Genomic DNA, 18,693 nt, shown 5'->3' on the forward strand with positions numbered 1-18,693 from the left:
CGGTGAAGACCATCACGCTCATCGGCAAGTCAGGATGCCACCTGTGTGATGTGGCGCGCGACGTTATCGAGGCCGTGGCCGACGAGTTTCCTGAGAACGCGGTAGCGCTCGACGAACTTTCGATCGAAGACGACCCGGCTCTTTATGCGCAGTGGTGGGAGAAGATTCCCGTCGTGCTGGTCAATGGCGAGTTTCACGCGCATTGGCGCGTTTCGCCCGATCGGTTGCGAGCGGCCCTCGCCTCCAGTTAGTTCGCGTTGTTCTCGCTGAGCGGACGAACCGTCACCGGGTGCGTCGAGAGCGCAATCCGCACGCGGTCGCCGTACTCGACGCGCGCTGTCGCCGCGTGTTGGACGCGCACCAGCGTGCCGTCCGCTGTGCGGACCAGCGTGCGTCGGAAGCTGCCCAAGAACGTGCTCTCCTGAACGACGGCATCAGTGCCAGCGGCCTCGGTGTCGACCAGCCTGAGGTCTTCCGGTCGAAGGAACACCTCGACCGGACCATCGGCGTGAGGCGTCTGAAGCGGCAACGCGCTGCCCCATACGGTGACGCTGTCGCCGCGCACAACGCCCGGCGCCAAGCTGGACACCCCGACGAATGACGCAACGCTCGCCGTCGCGGGCCGCAAGTAGAGGTCTTCGGGTGTGCCGACCTGTTCAATCCGGCCAGCGTTCATCACCGCGATGCGGTCGGAAACCGCGAGTGCCTCGTCTTGATCGTGCGTGACAAATACCGTCGTGATGCCGAGCCGCAGTTGAATACGACGAATCTCGTCGCGCAATTGCACGCGGACTTTTGCATCGAGCGCAGAGAGCGGTTCGTCGAGCAGCAGCACGCGAGGCTCCGTCACGAGCGCGCGAGCGAGCGCGACGCGTTGTTGCTGGCCGCCCGATAGTTGGTGCGGATAGCGCTCCGCGAGGTGGTCGAGCCCGACCAGATCGAGCGCCGCGTGGGCTCGACGGTTTGCATCTGCGCGCGACACACGACGTCGGCGCAAACCGAAGGCGGTATTTTGAGCCACCGTAAGGTGCGGAAACAGCGAGTAGGCCTGAAAGACCATGCCGATGTCACGCTTGTTTGTTGGCACTCCGGAAACGTCGACTCCGCCCAGCAGCACCTTGCCGCCGCTAGCGCTCTCGAGTCCGGCCAGCACGCGCAGCGCGGTCGTCTTGCCGCAGCCCGAAGGCCCCAGCAGCGACACGAACTCCCCGGGTGCCACATCGAGATCTACGCCGTGAAGAACTTGGGTTGTGCCGTAGTTCTTTGTGACGGAACGAAACTCGACTCGCGTGCTGTCAGCGACGTCGCCGAGCAAGATGTTGTCAGAGGTCGAAGGCAGGTTGCGTGGGGGAGCGTCGGCAGAGGTCAAGAGGGGATCCTTCCGGGGCGGGAGCGTCCTACGCGCCCAATGACGAGGAGAAGAGCAAACGCGAACGCGAGCGCGAGCAGGGTGAACATCGCGGCGGAGTACGCATCGATTCGGTTTACGACGACTAGGGCTGTCTGGAGCACTTGCCGGTTGAGCAGCGAGGCAATGGTGAACTCGCCCAGCACCACCGCGACAGAGATAAGCGACGCCGCGAGCAGCCCCTGGCGCAGGTTGGGTGCGACCACGCTCACGAGCACCGTGAACCAGCCTGCGCCGAGTGTTCGCGCCGCTTCGGTCAGTGTTTTGATGTCGACCGCATCTATCGAGGCCTGGATCGACCGATATGCGAACGGCAGCACCAGGACTCCGTACGCAAATGCAAGCGTCCAGGTGCCCGTACCAAGTGTGCGCCCGATCTGCAGATAGATCGGCGCGAGTCCGACGACAAGCACGATGGCAGGAATGGTGATCGGCAGCAGGGCGATGAATTCGAATACGCGACGAAGTCGTGCAAACCGCAGCGTGATCAGAATCATCGTCGGAGTGAGCAAAAACAGCACGATGGCAACGGTGACAATCGCCAGAATCAGTGAGTTTGCCAGCCCGGTCCAGATCGGTGCGTAGAGGCGTGCGTTCTCGGGATTGAACAGCCCGACCCAGCGGTCGAATGTGTAGCCGTCGTCGGAAGAGAGGGTGAATAGGAACGTGGCCACGAACGGAATCGCGAAGACTGCGCTGACGACCACCCCGATCACCCAACGCACGTAGACGGGAGGAGCGAGCAGGTTCATGCGTGCCACCTCGCAGCGCGACCCTGAACCAGCGAATACAGCCACATCACGATTGCGACAACGACGAGCATGCCCAGCGCCAGCGCGCCCGCGAGGTTTTCTCGACCGAGCAGCGTCTCGCTGGTGAGCGCGGTGCGAATCTGCAGCGGGACGATCTGCGAACCCTGGCTGGCTAGGGCGGCCGCGGTTGCATACGACGAGAACGCATTGGCGAACAGCAGCAACAAGCTCGCGAGAAAGGATGGCGCGAGCACGGGCAGCCCAACGTGCGCCCAGAAACTGGCCCGAGTGCCGCCGAGAGTGAGATGCGCCTCGACCCACTGCGGTTTGAGCGCGCTCATCGCCGGTGAAAACGTGATGACCATGAGCGGGATTTGAAACACCAGATAGGTCGGGATGAGTCCCGGCAACGCGTAGATCCAGGCACCGTTCGCGAATATGTCGATGCCGAACGTGGTGCGCAGAAACTGGGTGAGCACACCTTGGATGCCGATTGTCGCGATCATGGCGAAGGCCAACATGACACCGCCGAATTGGGCCAGTACGCCGGATGCTGCGTCGACCGTAGTGCGCACGATTCCCGTAGCGGGCAGTCCCAGCATCGCGTAGCAAACCACCGCTCCGACGATTGCGCCCAGCGACGCTGTCAGCAGCGATAGCCACGCAGAGTTGTAGAAAGTGCGAAGAATCACCGGGTCGGTGAGCGCCGCGACGTTCTCAAGCGTGAATTCTCCGTCGCCATCGAATAGTCCAGAACCGATTGCTATTGCGGCCGGCAGCACAAGAAACGCGAGCAGGTAGAGGCCAAACGGAACAAGCCCGAGGACGGGCAGATAGCCGGATGCGCCACGCCGCGCCGGAACACGAGGTTCCGGCGCGGCGTGGCTTGCCGCCGAGTCAGAGGGACCGGCGTCAATGAGGGCTTGGGTCACTGGACTGCGGCAGCCCAGTTCTCACCGAGAAGTGTTCCAGCCGATGAGCTCTGCTCTTCGGTGGGGACGACCGTCTCAGCGGGTGCAGCTGGCAGCGCATCCGCAAGCGCCTGATCGATCGTGCCCGACTCGATCATGGCTTCCATGCGCACGGGACGCGCGCCACCCTTGAGCCATAGGTTCTGCACCTCATCGCTGAAGAGGTATTCCTGCCACAGGCGCGCGGCGGCGGGGTGAGGCGCATCGCGGTTGATGGCCTGGTTGTAGTAGCCGGCGTACCCGATGCCAGGAAAGACCACGGTTGCCCAGTCGTCGTTGCTAGCTGCGTGAGCTGCGTTCAGGTAGTCCCAGTCGAACACGACGGGTGTCTCGCCGCTGGCGACCGTGGCGGAGGTCACATCGACCTTGAGCATGTTGCCGGCAGCGTTGAGCTCCGAGAAGAAGTCGATGCCCGGCTGGAAGTCATCGAGGGTGCCGTCGGACTGCACAGTGGCAAGGCCGACCGCGGCGAATGCGGCGCCGGCCTGTGTCGGGTCACCATTGATGGCGACAGCGGCGCGGTAGTCCTCGCCGAGCAGATCGTCGAGGCTCGAAGGCGCGTCGTAGCGCGACGCGTCGTAGCCCACCGACATGTATCCGCCGTAGTCTCCGACGAAGAGACCCGAGGGCTCTTTGAGCGCATCAGGAATGTCAGCCCAGGTCTCGACCTGGTAGGGAGCGAACCAGTCGGTGTTCTGCAACGCGACGGTCAATCCGATGTCGAACACGTCGGGCGCCGTGTCGAGGCCCTCGTTCGTTTCGGCAGCCTGGATCTCTTCGGCGCTTGACACATCGGGAGACTGCTCGTTGATCGTGATCTCGGGGTAGCGCTCGACGAACGTGTCGATGATCTCGCCATAGTTAGCCCAGTCGCGTGGCAATGCGATGACGTTCAGCTGACCTTCTGCTTTTGCCGCCTCTTCAAGGTCTTCGAATGAGCCAAAGTCGCTGAGGGTTGTCGCCGCGGACGCGTCGATACTGGCATCAGGGCCGTCGGCGGCGGGCGTGCTCTCGCTAGCGCAACCGGCGAGAGCCAGTGCGGTCACCGTTGCAATGGCGGCGCCAAGCAGAAGGCGCCGTGCAGGGGAATGGGACATCTGTGATCCTCTCGAGTGGGTCACAATTCGCGCGCGCTGGAAGACGCAAGAAATGTGGGGTCGAGAGGAACTTAGGGACGTGGGGTAAAGCTAGGCATCCCGCCGGATGAACGGGCAGTGATCAGTGCGTGGACGACACGCGTCCACGCACAGACGACTAGGGAGCCAGGCGAGTGGGGCCACGGAACAGGTACGTGACTTCGCGGATCGATGATTCACCGAACATCAGCATGAGCACTCGGGCGAGGCCCATTCCGAAGCCACCGTGGGGCGGAACTCCGTAGCGGAAGAAGTCAAGGTAGAAGTCGAGGTGCTCTGGGTCAAGTCCCTTCTCGCGCGCTTGCGCTTCGAGGACTTCGACGCGATGCTCACGCTGCGCGCCGGTCGTGATCTCCACACCTTTGAAGAGCAGGTCGTAGCTCTTGGTGAGTCCAGATTCTTCGTCGCGCATGTGGTAAAACGCTCGAATCTCGGGGTGATAGTCAGTCACGAAAACGAACTCGTGGCCGTACGTCTCCTTCACGTGGGCGAAAATCTGACGTTCGCCCTCGGGGTCGAGATCCCCGTCGGTGCGCGGAATGTCATAGCCTCGCGCTTTGACGATCTCCACCGCTTCGGCGAGCGGAATACGCGGGAACGGAATGGTCGGCACGACGAGGTCGATGTCGAACAGTTCTTTGATTTCGGCTCCGTGCTTGTCGGCCACGGTCTGAAATGCGAACGCGAGCAACTCTTCTTGCATCGACGCGACATCTTCGTGAGAGTCGATCCAGCTGATCTCGGCATCAATCGAGGTGTACTCGGTTGCGTGGCGGCTGGTGAACGACGGGTCGGCGCGGAACACGTCGCCGATCTCGAAGATCTTGCCGAAGCCGGCAGACTGAGCCATCTGTTTGAAGAACTGGGGCGATTGCGCGAGGTAGGCGGTCTGTTCGCCGAAGTACTCGAGCGCAAATAGCTCGGCATTGGATTCGCTCGCAGAAGCCATCAGCTTGGGTGAGTGGATCTCGATATAGTCGCGCTCGATCCAATAGGTGCGCAGCGCATGCTCGAGCGTCGTCTGCACACGGAAGATCAGGTTGTTTCGAGCTTGGCGCAGATCGAGGAACCGCCAGTCCATGCGCTTGTCTTGCGCGCTGTCAGCGGCGATGGGCGTTTCAGGCAGCGCGGCCGCCGCGATTTCGAGGCCCGACAGTTTGACTTCGAGCCCACCCAGCTTGACGCGCTCGTCTTTTTTGAGGTGACCTGTCACGGTCAAGAACGTGCCCGTGGCGAGAGCCGAAATGGTTTCGGTCAGCTCAAGAGCGGCGGTCGCCTCGGGGGTGGCATCGTCACCGACCTCGCGGGTTGCCGGGTTGACCAGCTGCACGGCGCCCGTCTCGTCGCGAAGGATGACGAACTGCACCTTCTTTTGGTCTCGGACGGTTTCGACCCAACCAGAGACGGAAACGGGACCGTCGGCGAGGTCCTGCAGGTGCTTTACGAGGACGCGTTCATTCACGCAGGGCAGTCTACCTGTGACGCATCCAAACAGTTGTCCGGATCGGTGCAGCGCACTGCTTGGTCTGGCTGTAGGCGAGTGGCCGAGGTGAGCGCGTATCGTCGAGGCATGACGACGCCCGCTTCGCCGCAGCCTAGCCGCACTTCAGGCACCGCCTCCGACCGCATCCCGGCAGTGTTGTTGAACGCGTTGCGCGGTGGACTAGTCGGCCTCGCCGAACTGCTTCCTGGCATCTCGGGTGGCACGATTGCGCTGATCACCGGTGTCTACGAGCGGCTCATTGACTCTGCCTCGCACGGAGTCAATGCGCTCAAACGGCTCGTGGTCGGACCCTCGCGCCGCGAGGGCTTCCTGCGGGAGTTCCGTGCCGTCGACTGGTGGCTGGTCATCCCCGTGATCGTCGGCATGGCGGCGATGGTGCTGACCCTCGCTGGAATGATCGAGTCGCTGGTTGCAAACAACGTGGAACTTGCCCGCGGCTTGTTCTTCGGGCTTGTCGCCGCGAGCATCGTGGTACCCCTGCAGCTCATTCCGAAAGCACAGCGCGCGGTCGCATCCAAGATCCTGGGGGTGCTCGTTTTTGTCGTTGCAGCGATCGTGGCGTTTGTGCTCATCGACTTGGCCGGTGGCTCGTTCTCTGCCGAACCGCCGCTGTGGGTGGTCTTCATCGCGGCGGCAATCGCCGTGTGTGCGCTGGTCGTGCCCGGAGTGTCTGGATCGTTCTTCCTGCTGGCGATCGGCCTGTACTCACCGACGTTGATCGCGGTAGACGAGCGCAACCTCTCGTACCTCGCGGTCTTCGCAGCGGGCGCCCTCGTTGGGCTCGTCACGATTGTGCAGCTCATGAAGTGGCTACTCGATCACCATCGGAGAATCACGCTTCTGGCAATGGCCGGTCTGATGCTGGGATCGCTGCGGGCACTGTGGCCGTGGCAGGCAACGAGCGACGATTCACACGGCGTTGGCACTCCGGTCGCGCCGTACGACCCGGTGGGCGGTCCGATTCTGTTGATGATCATCGGCGCCGGGATCGTATTCGGGATGATCGCTGTCGAGCGCGTGATTCAGCGACGTCAACTCACGTCTGCAGCTGCGACGCCCATTGCGGACGCACCGGCGAAGCACTCCGACGACTGACGCTCAGCCGCCCCACAGACCTCGGCCGCGTAGACTGTGTGGGTGCCCGCCGATCGCCTTCATCTCGTGCGTCATGGGGAGGTCTATAACCCCCACCGCGTGCTCTACGGGCGGCTCCCCGGATTCGGTTTGAGCGATGCCGGTCGCCGCATGACGCAGCAAGCCGCGGAATACGTGAAAACGCTCGATCGCCCCGTCACTGCGCTTGTGTGTTCCCCGCTGCAACGCACGCGTGAGTCGTCAGAGCCGTTCACAGAGCTTTTCGGACTAGACGCCACAATCGATGAGGGAGTCATCGAACCGACGAACGTCTTCGAGGGTCGGCGCATGGTGCGCTCGCTGATGAACCCATGGAACTGGCGTCATCTTCGCAAACCTGCACTGCCCAGCTGGGGCGAGCCCTACGCACAGGTCATCGCCCGCATGAATAAGGCGATGACGACGGCATGGGAGTCGGTTGACGCTGGCGATGTCGTGATCGTCTCGCACCAGCTGCCGATCTGGGTGACGCATCTTGCGGTGGCAGGCCTGCCGTCGCGCCATGATCCTCGCGAGCGCCGTTGCGCGCTGTCGAGCGTCACGAGCTTCGAGATGCCCGATGGCAAGTGGGCTGAACTGTCCTACGCAGAACCGGCGACCACCGAGGGTGCCGTCGACGTGGGCGCCGTATGAGACTGAGGTTCGCGAAGGCGGCAGCATCCATCGCCTTGGCCTTCACCATGGTGCTCTCGCTCGCCGCATGCTCCAGCGACCCGCTTGCCGAGGCCTACCGCGAAGGAAGCAACAACGGCTTCATCGCGGCCGATGGATTTCGCGTCGTAGAGATTCCCGAAGAAGAGCGCACCGAACCCGTCGAGTTCGACGCTGTACTCGACAACGGCGAAACAGTGACCAGCGACGACTACCTCGGCGAGGTGCTCGTCGTGAACTTTTGGTACGCCGCTTGTGCACCGTGCCGGCTCGAGGCGCCTGAACTCGAGGCCGCTCACCAAGAGTTCATTGATGATGAGGTCGAGTTTCTCGGCGTGAACCTCTACGACGGCGCCGAACAGTCACAGGCGTTCGCTGATACCTATGGCATCACGTATCCCAGCGCGTTGACCACCGTCGACGGGTCGATCAAGCTTGCCTTCGCAGGCAAGACCCCGTTGAATGCGGTGCCGGTCACCCTCGTGCTCGACCGCGAGGGTCGCGTAGCGGTGCGCATCATCGGTGTCGTCGAGAGCGCGTCGATTCTCGAGACCCTTGTGCGTGACACGCTGGACGAATCATGAACCCCGGCGCCCTTGTCGCCGACGGCACGCTGCTGGTAGCGATCCCGATTGCTGTGCTTGCAGGGCTGATCTCGTTTCTGTCGCCCTGCGTTCTTCCGCTCGTTCCCGGATACCTCGGCTTCATCGCGGGCGCGGCGACGCCGCGTCAGACTTCTGACCGCAGCCCTTCTGAGAGCGGTCGGCTCGCACCAGGCCCCCCTGCCGCAGTTGCCGCAGATGCGCCCGCGAGAGGGCGCCTGTTGCTGGGCGTGCTGCTGTTCATCGGTGGCTTCACCGTGGTGTTCATGAGCGTTGCCATGCTGGGAGGCACTCTCGGCAGGTTCTTGCTCGAATACGCCGACGCGATCACGCGCATTCTCGGCGTCGTCATCATTCTGCTGGGGCTCGTCTTCATCGGTGTATTCGGTGTCGCGCAGCGCACGATGCGACCGCAGGTGAAGAACAACGTCGGACTCGTTGGAGCGCCGCTGCTTGGTGTAGCCCTCGGCATCGGGTGGACGCCGTGCATCGGCCCGACCCTCGCGGTCATTCTGGGTATGGCCTTTGACAGTGGCTCCGTGTGGCGCGGCGCGTTGCTCGGTTTTGCCTACTCGCTCGGCCTGGGCATTCCGTTCGTGCTGCTCACGCTCGGCTTCGGCTGGGCGACGGCCTCAGTCGCGTTCCTGCGCGAACATATCCGCGCGGTGAACATCATCGGCGGCATCGTGCTCATCGTGCTCGGCCTGCTCATGGTCACGGGCATATGGACTCAGATCATGGCTCAGCTGCAGGGGGTGTTTGCGAGTGTCCCGCTCCCCATCTGACGCAGACATGCTCGAAGGCGAGCCGTTGCGCCCCGCCGATCACGCGGATTCGTCCTCTCGCGACACGAAGTCGGCCTCCGGCATCACGAATCCCTCACTCGGCTTCACCGGTTGGCTTCGATGGGCCTGGCGCCACCTCATTTCGATGCGCACGGCGCTGGTGCTGCTCTTGCTGCTCGCCATCGCTGCAGTGCCCGGCTCGCTCGTGCCGCAGCGCAGCGCCGACCCCAACGGCGTCACGCAGTACTTCACCGACAACCCCGACCTCGCTCCGATTCTTGACAACCTGAGCCTCTTCGACGTCTATACGTCGCCCTGGTTCTCGGCGATCTACCTGCTGCTGTTCATCTCACTGATCGGCTGTGTGATTCCGCGCACCAAGCACCACTGGAAGGCCCTGCGTGCGCGTCCGCCGCGCACACCGGCACGGCTGTCTCGCCTGGACGCATATCGCTCAGAGACAGTCGCCATTGCCGACGGGCAGGATGCTGATTCCACCGCGTCTGCCGCCATTGCGGCCGCGCACACGCAGCTCAGAAGTGCGGGCTACCGCGTCGAGCGCTATGACGCCCGCGGTGCAATGTCGGTGTCTGCCGAGCGCGGGTACCTGCGAGAAACCGGCAACCTCGTCTTTCACGCGTCGCTCGTGGGAGTCCTCATCGCCGTCGGAGTGGGCGGTGGGTTCACGCACACCGGCCAGAGCGTGATAATCGAGGGACGCACCTTCGTCAACACGTTGCTTGATTACGCCTCGTTCAACCCTGGCCGCTTCGTCGATGAAGAGCAGCTCTCGCCGTACGCGATGACGCTCGACAGCTTTGAAGTCACCTATCAACCCGCAAACACCCCGGGCGCAGGTCAGGCCGGCGACTTCGTTGCGAACCTCACCGTGCAAGAAGCGGGCGGCGACCCCGTCGAAGCTGAGGTTCGCGTCAACCATCCGCTCGAGATCGACGGCGACCGTGTCTATCTCCTGGGCAATGGCTACGCACCGACAATCACCGTGAAGGACTCTGACGGCGAAGTCGTGTTTTCAGAATCTGTGCCGTTTTTGCCGCAAGACACCAATATGACGTCGCTCGGCGTGGTGAAGATCGCCGATGGCCTTGAAGATCAGCTGGGATTGGTGGGCTTCTTCTATCCCACGCAGGCACCACTCACGACGGGTGCTTTCTCTTCGGCATACCCGGCGCTCGTGAACCCGGTGCTTTCTCTCGACGTCTATGCCGGCGACCTCGGCATCAACGACGGCATTCCTCGTTCGGTCTACACGCTCGACCCGACGGGAATGGAAAAGCTCACCGGACGTGACACCGATGTCGAATCGATCGAGCTGGCTCCGGGTGAGACAGCTGATCTGCCCGACGGGTACGGCACGATCACATTTGAAGACGAATCGCCCGCTGGCGCCGCTGGCTATGAGCAGTCGGTGAAGCGCTACGTATCGCTCTCAGTGCATCGCGATGCGGGCGCAACCTGGGTGCTGTTATTCGCGATTCTCGCGACGGTCGGACTGATGGTGGCCCTCTTCGTGCCGCGCCGCCGAATGTGGGTGAAGATCACGCCCGAACCAGGAGCGCTCAATGTCGAATACGCCGGCCTTGCGCGCGGTGAAGATCCGACGCTGATGGGCGCCGTTGACCAGGTGGCCGACAAGCACAGCGCGTCGCTCAGAGCCGGTCAGAGCGCCGCTCCCGCGACGTAGACTGGCACGATGCAGGATACCGCCGCTCTCTCGCTCGAGTCGATCTCAGTGCTGCTGGTGTGGACAGCGATCGCGGTCTACGCGCTCGCGTTCATCGCCTACGCCGTAGATCTCGCCACCCGCTCGGCAAGCAGCGTCGATCAGAAGGACGCCGCTCTGCGCGAGCGTGAACTGGTTGGTGCCGCGGCCGGTTCGAGTGCGAGCGCGATGACGCAGCTACGCGATGAAGAGCGAGCCGCTGAGGTCGCGCTGAACGCGTCACCGTCGCAGCGACCCCGGTACCTCTGGGCGCGAATCGGCACCTCACTGACCGTCTTCGGCTTCTTATTCCACCTCGGCGGCGACGTGACGCGGGGCATCGCCTCGAGTCGCGTGCCGTGGTCGAACATGTATGAGTTCGCGCTCACGGGCCTTCTGCTCGTCGTCGGTGTCTACCTCGTCACCCTGCTGCGCTACGACCTACGTTTTCTCGGGGCGTTCATCACCGGTCTGGTAGTCGTGCTCCTCGGTGCCTCGGCGATGAACTTCTACGTAGAGATCACCCCGCTGATGGATCCGCTCAAGAGCGTGTGGCTCGTCATTCACGTCTTCGTCGCATCTTTGGCGACGGCGCTGTTCGCGATCGCGTTCGGCCTCTCGGTGTTGCAGCTGATGCAGGCGCGACGCGAACAGAAGGTGGCTGCGGCAGCCGCAGCATCCACCACTGCCGTTAAAACCGGCCCAGGGTTTCTGCGTACCGTCCCCAGTGCCGAGGCGCTTGAGTCGCTCGCCTACCGCTTCGCGATTCTCGGATTCATCTTCTGGACATTCACGCTCATCGCGGGCTCGATCTGGGCGAACGATGCGTGGGGCCGCTACTGGGGCTTCGACACGAAGGAAGTGTGGACCTTCGTGATCTGGGTCCTTTACGCGGGGTACATCCACGCGCGTGCCACGCGAGGCTGGCGCGGGTCGCGCTCGGCGTGGCTGTCGATCATCGGCTTCACCGCTGTGCTGTTCAACTTCACCATCGTGAACATGTTCTTCAAGGGTCTGCACGCCTACTCCGGCTTGAGCTGATCCCGGCCACGAGAAAAGGGGTCCGCCGCTCGATGAGCGACGGACCCTTTCTCGTAGCGGGCCCGCTAGGCGGTCGCCGGCGCCAACAAGCTCTTCGACGAGACCGAGCGGCGTCGTGCCACCGCGATGACGGTGATTGCGAAGCCGATCAGCGTCCAGACGACTAGCCCGGCGATCGCCGCGCCGTAGCCGGTCGTCGCGGTGAGCGCGGCGAGCATGCCGTTGTAGGCGGGGGTAGTGGGCAAGAGTGCGGCGAAGTCGGCGAAGACTCCGGGCACTGTCGACACGATCCCGGTAGCGAGTGCAAGCACGCCGATCATGGCGGCGACCCAGCGCCCCGCTCCACCGAGCGCAGCGACGAGCGCTTGGTTCACCGCCGCGAAGGCCACGCCCGCGACGATCGCCATTGCCGCGAATGCGAGCCACGTTGACCAGTCGTACGACGCGGCGAACTGCACGACTGCAGCCACGAGCAGACCTTGCGCTGCGCCGATGGCAGCAGCAGGAGCGAGGCCCCGAGCCGCCAGCAGTGCAGAGGGCTTGCGTGAGGTCAGTGCCCGTCGTGAGACAGCCTGCAGAGCGATGAAACTTCCCAGGCCGCCGAACCAGAGTGCGAGCATCGCGAGCAGAGGAATAGCCGAAGCGCCGAACAGCTCGTTGCCCGCGCCCTCAGCCGAAACCGGATCAGCAACCACGGTTGCCAGCGCGTCGGCCTCGTCTTCGGTGTAGGTGGGAATCTCTTCGCTTGCGGTGCCAAGGCCGCTGGCGAGCTCGCTTGTGCCGTCGGCGAGCTGTCCGGCGCCGTCAGCAAGTTCTTCAGCCCCCGTAGCCGCGTCGGTGGCTCCCATAGCCCATTCGCTCGAGCCGAAGGCCCACGTGTTCACGCCGGAGCCGGCGGCTGCCGCGCCGCTCGCCCACTGGTAGGCACCGTCTGCCCATGTATTGGCTCCTGCGCTCGCCTCAGACGTGCCCGCAGCCCACGCCTCAGCTCCGCCGGCCCACGTCGTGGTGCCCTCAGCAAGATCGTCGGCGCCAACCGCAAGGGCGCCCATGCCGAACGCGAGCTCATCGAGGCCGACTGCTGTTTCGGTGGCGCCGTCTGCGAGCGCAGACACTCCTGTTGCCAACGAATCGGCTCCCGCAGCTGATTGTTGCAGCGCGGCGACCAGTTGCGGTTCGAATTCGGCCAGGCCAGCAATCCCGTCGGCGATGTTCTGCGAGTCGTCGAGAATGCCGGTGATAGCGGGCAACGCCTCATTGGCGGTATCGGCGACATCTGTGATGGCCTCGCAGAGCGCAGCCGAGCCGCCCTCTGCGAGACAGCTGGCAGCCAGGGTGTCGAGCTCTGCTGCGGCGTCTGTCACGGTGGTTTCGATCTGGCCGCTGTTGTCGGCAAGGGTCTGCGCTGCGACGACGAGCTCTTCGGGAACATCGGGAAGCGCAGCCACCTCGTCAGCCATGACGGTGAGTCCATCGGCGAGCTGTGCGGCGCCATCGGCGCTCTGATGCGCGCCGGCAGCCCAGCTGTCAAGTCCCTCAGCCGCTTCTGTAGTTCCCGCCGCGAGCCCGGCCGCACCGGTGGCTATGCCACTCGTGCCGGCTGAGATCTCGTCTGCACCGTCGGCGAGTTCCTGTGCGCCCGTCGAGAGCTGGCCGATACCAGTTGAGATCTCGCCCGCACCAACCGCCAGTTCTGCGGCACCGCCCGAGAGCTGACCGAAGCCAGCCGAGATCTCGCCCGCACCGGCCGACAGCTCTGTGGCGCCGCTCGCCAACTGGTCGACGCCGTCAGCGAGACTGACGGTGCCCTCTGCCGCGCTGGCAGCACCGTCGGCCAGTTCACCCGCGCCATCTGCCGCTTCGCTCAGTTGTTCGCCCAGGGTAGTGAAGCCGAGGAAGACATTTTCGAGATACACCGTCGACAGTTCGGATCCCATGAGAGACGCAGCGGCGGTCGCCACCTGCGAGGTGATTGCGTCGTCGACGATCAAGCTGTCTGGGGGAGTGGTGACCTCAATCGTTGCCTGCTCGGGAGTTTCTCCGGGGCGCGTAGAGAGAGCAGCGGTCGAGAAGTTCTCGGGAATGGTGATCACCGCGGCATAAGTGCCGTCCGCCAGGCCCGCCTCGGCCTCGTCGGTGTTTGACAGCGTCCATGTGAGGTTGCTGTCGAGACTGTCTGAGCCCTCGACGAGACCGGCGGTGAGTTGGCGGCCCAACGGCACCATTTGACCGTCAACGTCAACCGGTTCGTCGTTGTTCACGATTGCGGCGTTCAGATTATCGAGACGCTCGGTGGGGTTGTACAGCGCAGTAATCAGGATGCCGCCGATGATGACGGGCAGCAGCAAGACACCGATCAACGTCAGCCACGTGATGGGGCTCCGGGATTGCGAGCGTTCTAGGGGGAGAGTCATGCGTTCACCTCAGCGGTGGAAGGAGTGGGAGAAGGATGCTGTGTGAGGCCGATCGACGCAACGTCGCTGAACCTCGCTTCGGCGAGCATGGAAAGGGCCGGACCCTCGGCACGTGAGACGGTCACGACCGTGAGGGCAGCGCCCCGCTCGGACGCACGCTCGATCGCGTCCCGCAAAACAGCGGCCGCCTGGTCGCGCTCGGCGCCTTCTAAGACCTCTGGCGCTTCGATAACGACGGTTCGAGTGTTGCCGGCAAGCGCGCTTCGCAGTTCTTTGACCGGGTGCTCCGCAGTAGAAAGCAAAGCCACGCCGACATGGGCGCGAACCCAGGCAGCTCGCCCGGGAAGCAAATGGCCTCCGACGCGCAGCAGACCTTGATCGGGAGTGATTCGACCCGCCACGGCAAGGGCAAAGGCTCTTCCCGCGCGAGCGTCTCCAGTGACAACCAGTGCAGATCCCGGTTCGACGCGGAACGTCGCGCCAGCGAAGAGGGTGACTTCGCCGTTTCGGTTGCCGCCGTCGGCATGCACGGCGACATTCTCGCCCACGACGGCAGCTGACGTATTGGGTTCAGGCCAGTTCGCCAACTCGAGTTCACGCTGGACGGCTTCACCTTCAATATCGAAGTGGGGTAGGGCCTTGTCGAGCCACCGCGGAATCCACCATGACTTCTCGCCGAGTAGCGCCATCAGAGCGGGGATCAGTGTCATTCGCACCAAGAACGCATCGATGGCGATACCAGCGGCGAGTCCGAGCGCGATGGGCTTGATCGAAGAGTCGCCTTCGGGCACGAAGGCGACGAACACGGCGAACATGATGACGGCCGCTGCGGTGACCACCCGCGCCGAGGCAGTGAAGCCCGATCGAACGGCACCGAGCGCAGTCTTTCGATCAGCCGCGCCGCCAGGCGCGCGCACAGCATGCACGTAGTCCTCGCGCATGCGTGAAACCAGGAACACCTGGTAGTCCATGGCCAAGCCGAACAGCACGCCCATGAGCAAAATGGGCATGAAGCTGATGATGGGGCCCACCTTGGCGACGTGCAGCGCGTCGGCGAACCACCCCCACTCGAACACCGCCGCCACAACGCCGAACGACGCGGCCACCGACAACAGGTAGCCACCGGCGGCCATGAGCGGAACCCAGATGGAGCGGAAGACGATCATCAAGAGGATCAATGACAGGCCAACCACAAAGATGCCGAACGGGACGAGCGCGGCACCAAGCCGGTCTGAGACATCGATTCCGACAGCGGTGAATCCGGTGACCTTCAGATCAACACCGTATTCCTCGAGAAGCCGATCGTGTTGGTCCCGCAGTGTCCGAACGAGTTCCGCTGTTTCGGGGGCATCTGGAGCAGTCTCAGGAATGATCTGGATGAGTCCGGTATCGGCTGTTTCGTTGGGTGTTGACAGCGCTACTTCTTTAACACCGGGAATCGCTTCGATTTCGGTCGCCAAATCGTCCATGAGGCCGAGCGGATCCGTCGATGTCACGATTGTGCCGGTCATGATCAGCGGTCCGTTGGCGCCTGGACCGAAGGTTTCTGCGGTGAGGTCGTAAGCCTGGCGTGCTTCGCTTGAAGTCGGTTGCACGCCCGCGTTGGGAAGGGCAAGCGCAAGACTGCTGGCAGGCACGGCCATCACACCGAGGCCGACGATAACCGCGATCGTGGTGACCAGCGGATGCTTCGTGACAAGCATCACCCAGCGGTTCGACTTCGGTGGGGTATGCGCAACGACTGTCTGCTCTTCGTCGTCTTCGGTCGGTTGCGCCGGCTTCTTCTTTGCAAAGCCCCAGCCGACCACCCGGCCTTTGCTGAATCCCAGCAAAGCGGGAGTGAGAGTGACAGCGACGACTACCGCTATCGCCACGGCAACCGCGGCGGCAACACCCATCGTGGTGAGGAACGGGATGCCGGCGAAGCTGAGCCCGATGAGGGCGATCAACACCGTGATGCCGGCGAACACGACCGCGGAGCCAGCCGTGCCGGTGGCACGCGCGACCGACTCTTCGGGGTCGATTCCCTCGCGTACTTGATCTTGATGTCGGGCCACGATGAACAGTGCATAATCGATGCCGACGGCTAAACCGAGCATGATTGCCAGCATCGGCGTTGTGGAAGAGACCGATGCGAACGCGGTCGACACGAGGATGAGCGAGATCGCCAGCCCCACGCCGATCAGCGCGCTCACGAGGGGAAACCATGCGACCGCGAACGAGCGGAACGTGACGATCAGCACGAAGAGAGCGATCAGAACCCCTACCGCTTCGATCAGCGACAACGCGGGAATCGCGGCGGCGAACAGCTCGCCTCCCATGGCTGCGTTCGCACCCTCGGGAAGCGTTTCGCGCAGTTCCGCAGCAATGTCGGTGAGCGCCGACGTCGTGGCGCTCGAGACGCTGGTCGCATCGCCGTCTAGCTGCACGGTCACGATGGCAGCCGATTCATCGTCAGCGATCGTTCCATCGATCAACCCGTCGAACGGGTCGGCGACTGCTGCCACGCCATCGACGCTCTCTAGATCGACGATGGCGTCGGAGATGAGCTGATCGTATGGAGCCTCGGTGATGTTGTCGCCGTCAGCGGCTCCGACGATGAGTGTCGCGCTCGCGCCACTGGCCGATGGAAAGCTGCGGCTGAGCAGTTCGAGCCCCTCTTGGGACTCAGATCCTGGAATGCTGAACGAGTTGTCGGTGCCCTTCATGAACACTGCTGCGCTGCTGCCGGCGATCGCCAGTAGCAGCAGCCAGCCGACGAGAACCCGCCACGGCCGGTTGTACGACCAGCGTCCGAGCGAGTACAGCAGAGTGGACACAGTGCCTCCGTCATTCAAGTGCCAATGCGAAACAGATACACCGCTGTATCGGATACGTCAGTGTATCGTAGGCGAGTCTCATGCGTTCAGGCTGAACAGAAGATGAGAACCAAGGAGAACTGATGTCAGAGAGCATGGCCTCGCCCTCACGCCGACGAGAAGCCACGCGGCAGAAGCTACTGGATGCCGCCGCTCAGGTATTCGCTGAAGTCGGCCTCGATGCGGCTTCGGTCGAAGAGGTGTGCGAGAGAGCAGGGTTCACTCGCGGCGCCTTCTACTCCAACTTTGAGTCCAAAGACGAACTCTTTCTTGAACTCGCCGGACGAGTGTCACTCTCGCGGGTAGAGGCCGTTCGTGCGCGCGTGAGAGCGCTTGAGCAAGATGGCGCGTTGAACGGCGGAGAAACGAACGCGTTGCAGGTCATTCAGCAGGTTCTCGATACGACAGCGTCAGATCGGCTGAGCGTGCTGTTGATGAGCGAAATTCGCATCAACGCCTTGCGTAACCCGGGCCTTGCGGCCGCATCGCTCGCTCAAGAAGACGAGTTGCTGGTGAGCGTCACGCAGATCGTCGACGATATCTCTCGAGCGAGCAATCTTGTCTGCGCGTTGCCAGCCGCCGACGTCGCTCGAGTAATGCTCACCACCTGGGAAAGTGCGTCGGTACGGGCGGTGATGGCTGGGCTCAATCACACTCAGATGCGCGAATTCGTCAGCGCTGAGCTCGCGATCGTAGCCCAACTGGTCATTCGGCCGCCGCAGAGCTGAGCAGTGCATGGCAGCGGGTGATGCGCTCGCGCCACCAGTCCGCGCGAGCTGCGCCCGCCGCGCTCGCCGCGAGCAGCGACGGGTCCGCGGCGATCCGGTCGACCGAAAGGGCGCCGCTCTGCGGGGTCAGGGCGGGAGAGGTCACGTCGCTGGTGAACAGTGCTGCGGTGCCGAGGCCGCAGTCGTAGTCGAGTTGCTCTAACGCAGCCGCAAGAGTTACGCCCATCGATAGTCCGATTGAGGTATCGAGAGCGCTGGATACGACAGCGGGCAGGCCAGCTTCGGCGACGATCTCGAGCGCGCGATTCACTCCTCCGAGTGGCTGTGCTTTGATCACCAGAAGGTCGGCTGCCCCGGCGCGCGCGACGGCGAGAGGATCAGCGGCTTTACGCACGCTCTCATCTGCCGCGATGGGAATGCCCATGTACTTCACCCGCCGCCGAATCTCAGCGAGTTCGTCGACGCTCGCGCACGGCTGCTCAACGTATTCCAGATCGAATTCGGCCAAGGCATGAATGGCATGCTCAGCTTCGTCGATGTTCCAGGCTCCGTTGGCATCAACGCGAATGCGTCCCTCTGAGCCCATTGCCTCACGAACTGCCTGCACGCGGGCCACGTCGTCGGCGAGCGTCTGGCCTGGTTCAGCGACCTTGACCTTGGCCGTGCGACACCCGTCGAAGCGGGCGAGAATCTCCGCCGCAGCGGCAGCGCCGACAGCCGGAATGGTTGCGTTGACAGCAACTTGATGCCGCAAAGCCGCGGGTTGCGGCATCCACCCGAAGTCGATTGCCCCGGCAAGCCATGTCGCCGCTTCGGCATCGCCGTACTCGAGAAAAGGCGAGAACTCCGTCCACCCTTCCGGCCCTTCGAACAGTGCGGCCTCGCGCACGGTGATCGAGCGGAACTCAGTGGCGAGGGGCAGCGCAACAATGCGCGTACTCGCGAGGATGTCAGCGAGCGATGGGAGGATCATGTGATCATCATGG

Annotated in this window: 16 protein-coding genes; 8 read left to right on the forward strand and 8 right to left on the reverse strand. The window is 63.4% G+C overall.

Going from position 1 to position 18,693, the window contains the following annotated elements:
* Positions 1 to 2 precede the first annotated feature (2 nt).
* Positions 3 to 251, forward strand: coding sequence for a glutaredoxin family protein (locus SJY18_RS12275; RefSeq protein WP_337337338.1), 249 nt, complete (start codon positions 3 to 5; stop codon positions 249 to 251).
* Here SJY18_RS12275 and SJY18_RS12280 read toward each other — a convergent pair.
* The 5 genes from SJY18_RS12280 to aspS all read right to left on the reverse strand — a co-directional run bounded on the left by SJY18_RS12280 (position 248) and on the right by aspS (position 5,729).
* The gene (locus SJY18_RS12280) at positions 248 to 1,369 is read right to left on the reverse strand and encodes an ABC transporter ATP-binding protein (protein ID WP_396667781.1); all 1,122 of its coding nucleotides are present in this window, start codon (positions 1,367 to 1,369) and stop codon (positions 248 to 250) included. The genes SJY18_RS12275 and SJY18_RS12280 overlap by 4 nt on opposite strands.
* Positions 1,366 to 2,160, reverse strand: coding sequence for an ABC transporter permease subunit (locus SJY18_RS12285; protein ID WP_337337340.1), 795 nt, complete (start codon positions 2,158 to 2,160; stop codon positions 1,366 to 1,368). Before SJY18_RS12285 ends, SJY18_RS12280 begins: the two co-directional genes overlap by 4 nt.
* Entirely contained in the window at positions 2,157 to 3,092 is a 936-nt protein-coding gene (locus SJY18_RS12290; RefSeq protein ID WP_396667782.1) for an ABC transporter permease, read from the reverse strand. Before SJY18_RS12290 ends, SJY18_RS12285 begins: the two co-directional genes overlap by 4 nt.
* On the reverse strand, positions 3,089 to 4,228 hold the full coding sequence (locus SJY18_RS12295; protein ID WP_337337341.1) for an ABC transporter substrate-binding protein: 1,140 nt from the start codon (positions 4,226 to 4,228) through the stop codon (positions 3,089 to 3,091). Before SJY18_RS12295 ends, SJY18_RS12290 begins: the two co-directional genes overlap by 4 nt.
* 157 nt (positions 4,229 to 4,385) lie before the next feature.
* Positions 4,386 to 5,729: an aspartate--tRNA(Asn) ligase gene (aspS, locus tag SJY18_RS12300; protein WP_337337342.1), complete on the reverse strand. Its 1,344-nt coding sequence runs from the start codon at positions 5,727 to 5,729 to the stop codon at positions 4,386 to 4,388.
* Positions 5,730 to 5,837: 108 nt separating this feature from the next.
* Here aspS and SJY18_RS12305 point away from each other — a divergent pair, with 108 nt between their 5' ends.
* From SJY18_RS12305 to ccsB, 6 genes are read left to right on the forward strand one after another with little or no spacing between them, the layout of a single operon-like run.
* Entirely contained in the window at positions 5,838 to 6,866 is a 1,029-nt protein-coding gene (locus SJY18_RS12305; protein WP_337337343.1) for a DUF368 domain-containing protein, read from the forward strand.
* Between the two features lie 42 nt (positions 6,867 to 6,908).
* Positions 6,909 to 7,538, forward strand: a complete 630-nt coding sequence (locus tag SJY18_RS12310; protein WP_396667783.1) for a histidine phosphatase family protein — start codon at positions 6,909 to 6,911, stop codon at positions 7,536 to 7,538.
* Positions 7,535 to 8,140: a TlpA disulfide reductase family protein gene (locus SJY18_RS12315; RefSeq protein WP_337337345.1), complete on the forward strand. Its 606-nt coding sequence runs from the start codon at positions 7,535 to 7,537 to the stop codon at positions 8,138 to 8,140. The genes SJY18_RS12310 and SJY18_RS12315 overlap by 4 nt, the downstream gene beginning before the upstream one ends.
* Positions 8,137 to 8,943 (forward strand): cytochrome c biogenesis CcdA family protein, encoded by an 807-nt coding sequence (locus tag SJY18_RS12320; protein WP_396667784.1) that lies wholly within the window; start codon positions 8,137 to 8,139, stop codon positions 8,941 to 8,943. Before SJY18_RS12315 ends, SJY18_RS12320 begins: the two co-directional genes overlap by 4 nt.
* A gap of 7 nt (positions 8,944 to 8,950) precedes the next feature.
* The gene (locus SJY18_RS12325) at positions 8,951 to 10,648 is read left to right on the forward strand and encodes a cytochrome c biogenesis protein ResB (protein WP_396668919.1); all 1,698 of its coding nucleotides are present in this window, start codon (positions 8,951 to 8,953) and stop codon (positions 10,646 to 10,648) included.
* 9 nt (positions 10,649 to 10,657) lie between these two features.
* On the forward strand, positions 10,658 to 11,707 hold the full coding sequence (ccsB, locus tag SJY18_RS12330) for a c-type cytochrome biogenesis protein CcsB (protein WP_396667785.1): 1,050 nt from the start codon (positions 10,658 to 10,660) through the stop codon (positions 11,705 to 11,707).
* Positions 11,708 to 11,772: 65 nt separating this feature from the next.
* Here the strand turns inward: ccsB and SJY18_RS12335 are convergent, their stop codons facing one another.
* The gene (locus tag SJY18_RS12335) at positions 11,773 to 14,121 is read right to left on the reverse strand and encodes a YhgE/Pip family protein (RefSeq protein ID WP_396667786.1); all 2,349 of its coding nucleotides are present in this window, start codon (positions 14,119 to 14,121) and stop codon (positions 11,773 to 11,775) included.
* Complete coding sequence (locus SJY18_RS12340; RefSeq protein ID WP_396667787.1) at positions 14,118 to 16,940, reverse strand: MMPL family transporter; 2,823 nt, start codon at positions 16,938 to 16,940, stop codon at positions 14,118 to 14,120. Before SJY18_RS12340 ends, SJY18_RS12335 begins: the two co-directional genes overlap by 4 nt.
* 122 nt (positions 16,941 to 17,062) lie before the next feature.
* Between SJY18_RS12340 and SJY18_RS12345 the strand changes: the two genes are divergently transcribed.
* A complete protein-coding gene (locus tag SJY18_RS12345; RefSeq protein ID WP_396667788.1) occupies positions 17,063 to 17,707 on the forward strand; it encodes a TetR/AcrR family transcriptional regulator in 645 nt (214 codons plus the stop codon).
* Here the strand turns inward: SJY18_RS12345 and SJY18_RS12350 are convergent.
* Positions 17,685 to 18,680 carry an o-succinylbenzoate synthase gene (locus tag SJY18_RS12350; protein WP_396667789.1) on the reverse strand — a complete coding sequence of 332 codons (996 nt, stop codon included), beginning with the start codon at positions 18,678 to 18,680 and terminating at the stop codon, positions 17,685 to 17,687. The two genes, SJY18_RS12345 and SJY18_RS12350, sit on opposite strands and share 23 nt — an antisense overlap.
* Positions 18,681 to 18,693: the final 13 nt, after the last annotated feature.

The sequence above is a fragment of the Microbacterium sp. R86528 genome, from assembly GCF_044596335.1.
Taxonomy (GTDB): domain Bacteria; phylum Actinomycetota; class Actinomycetes; order Actinomycetales; family Microbacteriaceae; genus Microbacterium; species Microbacterium marmarense.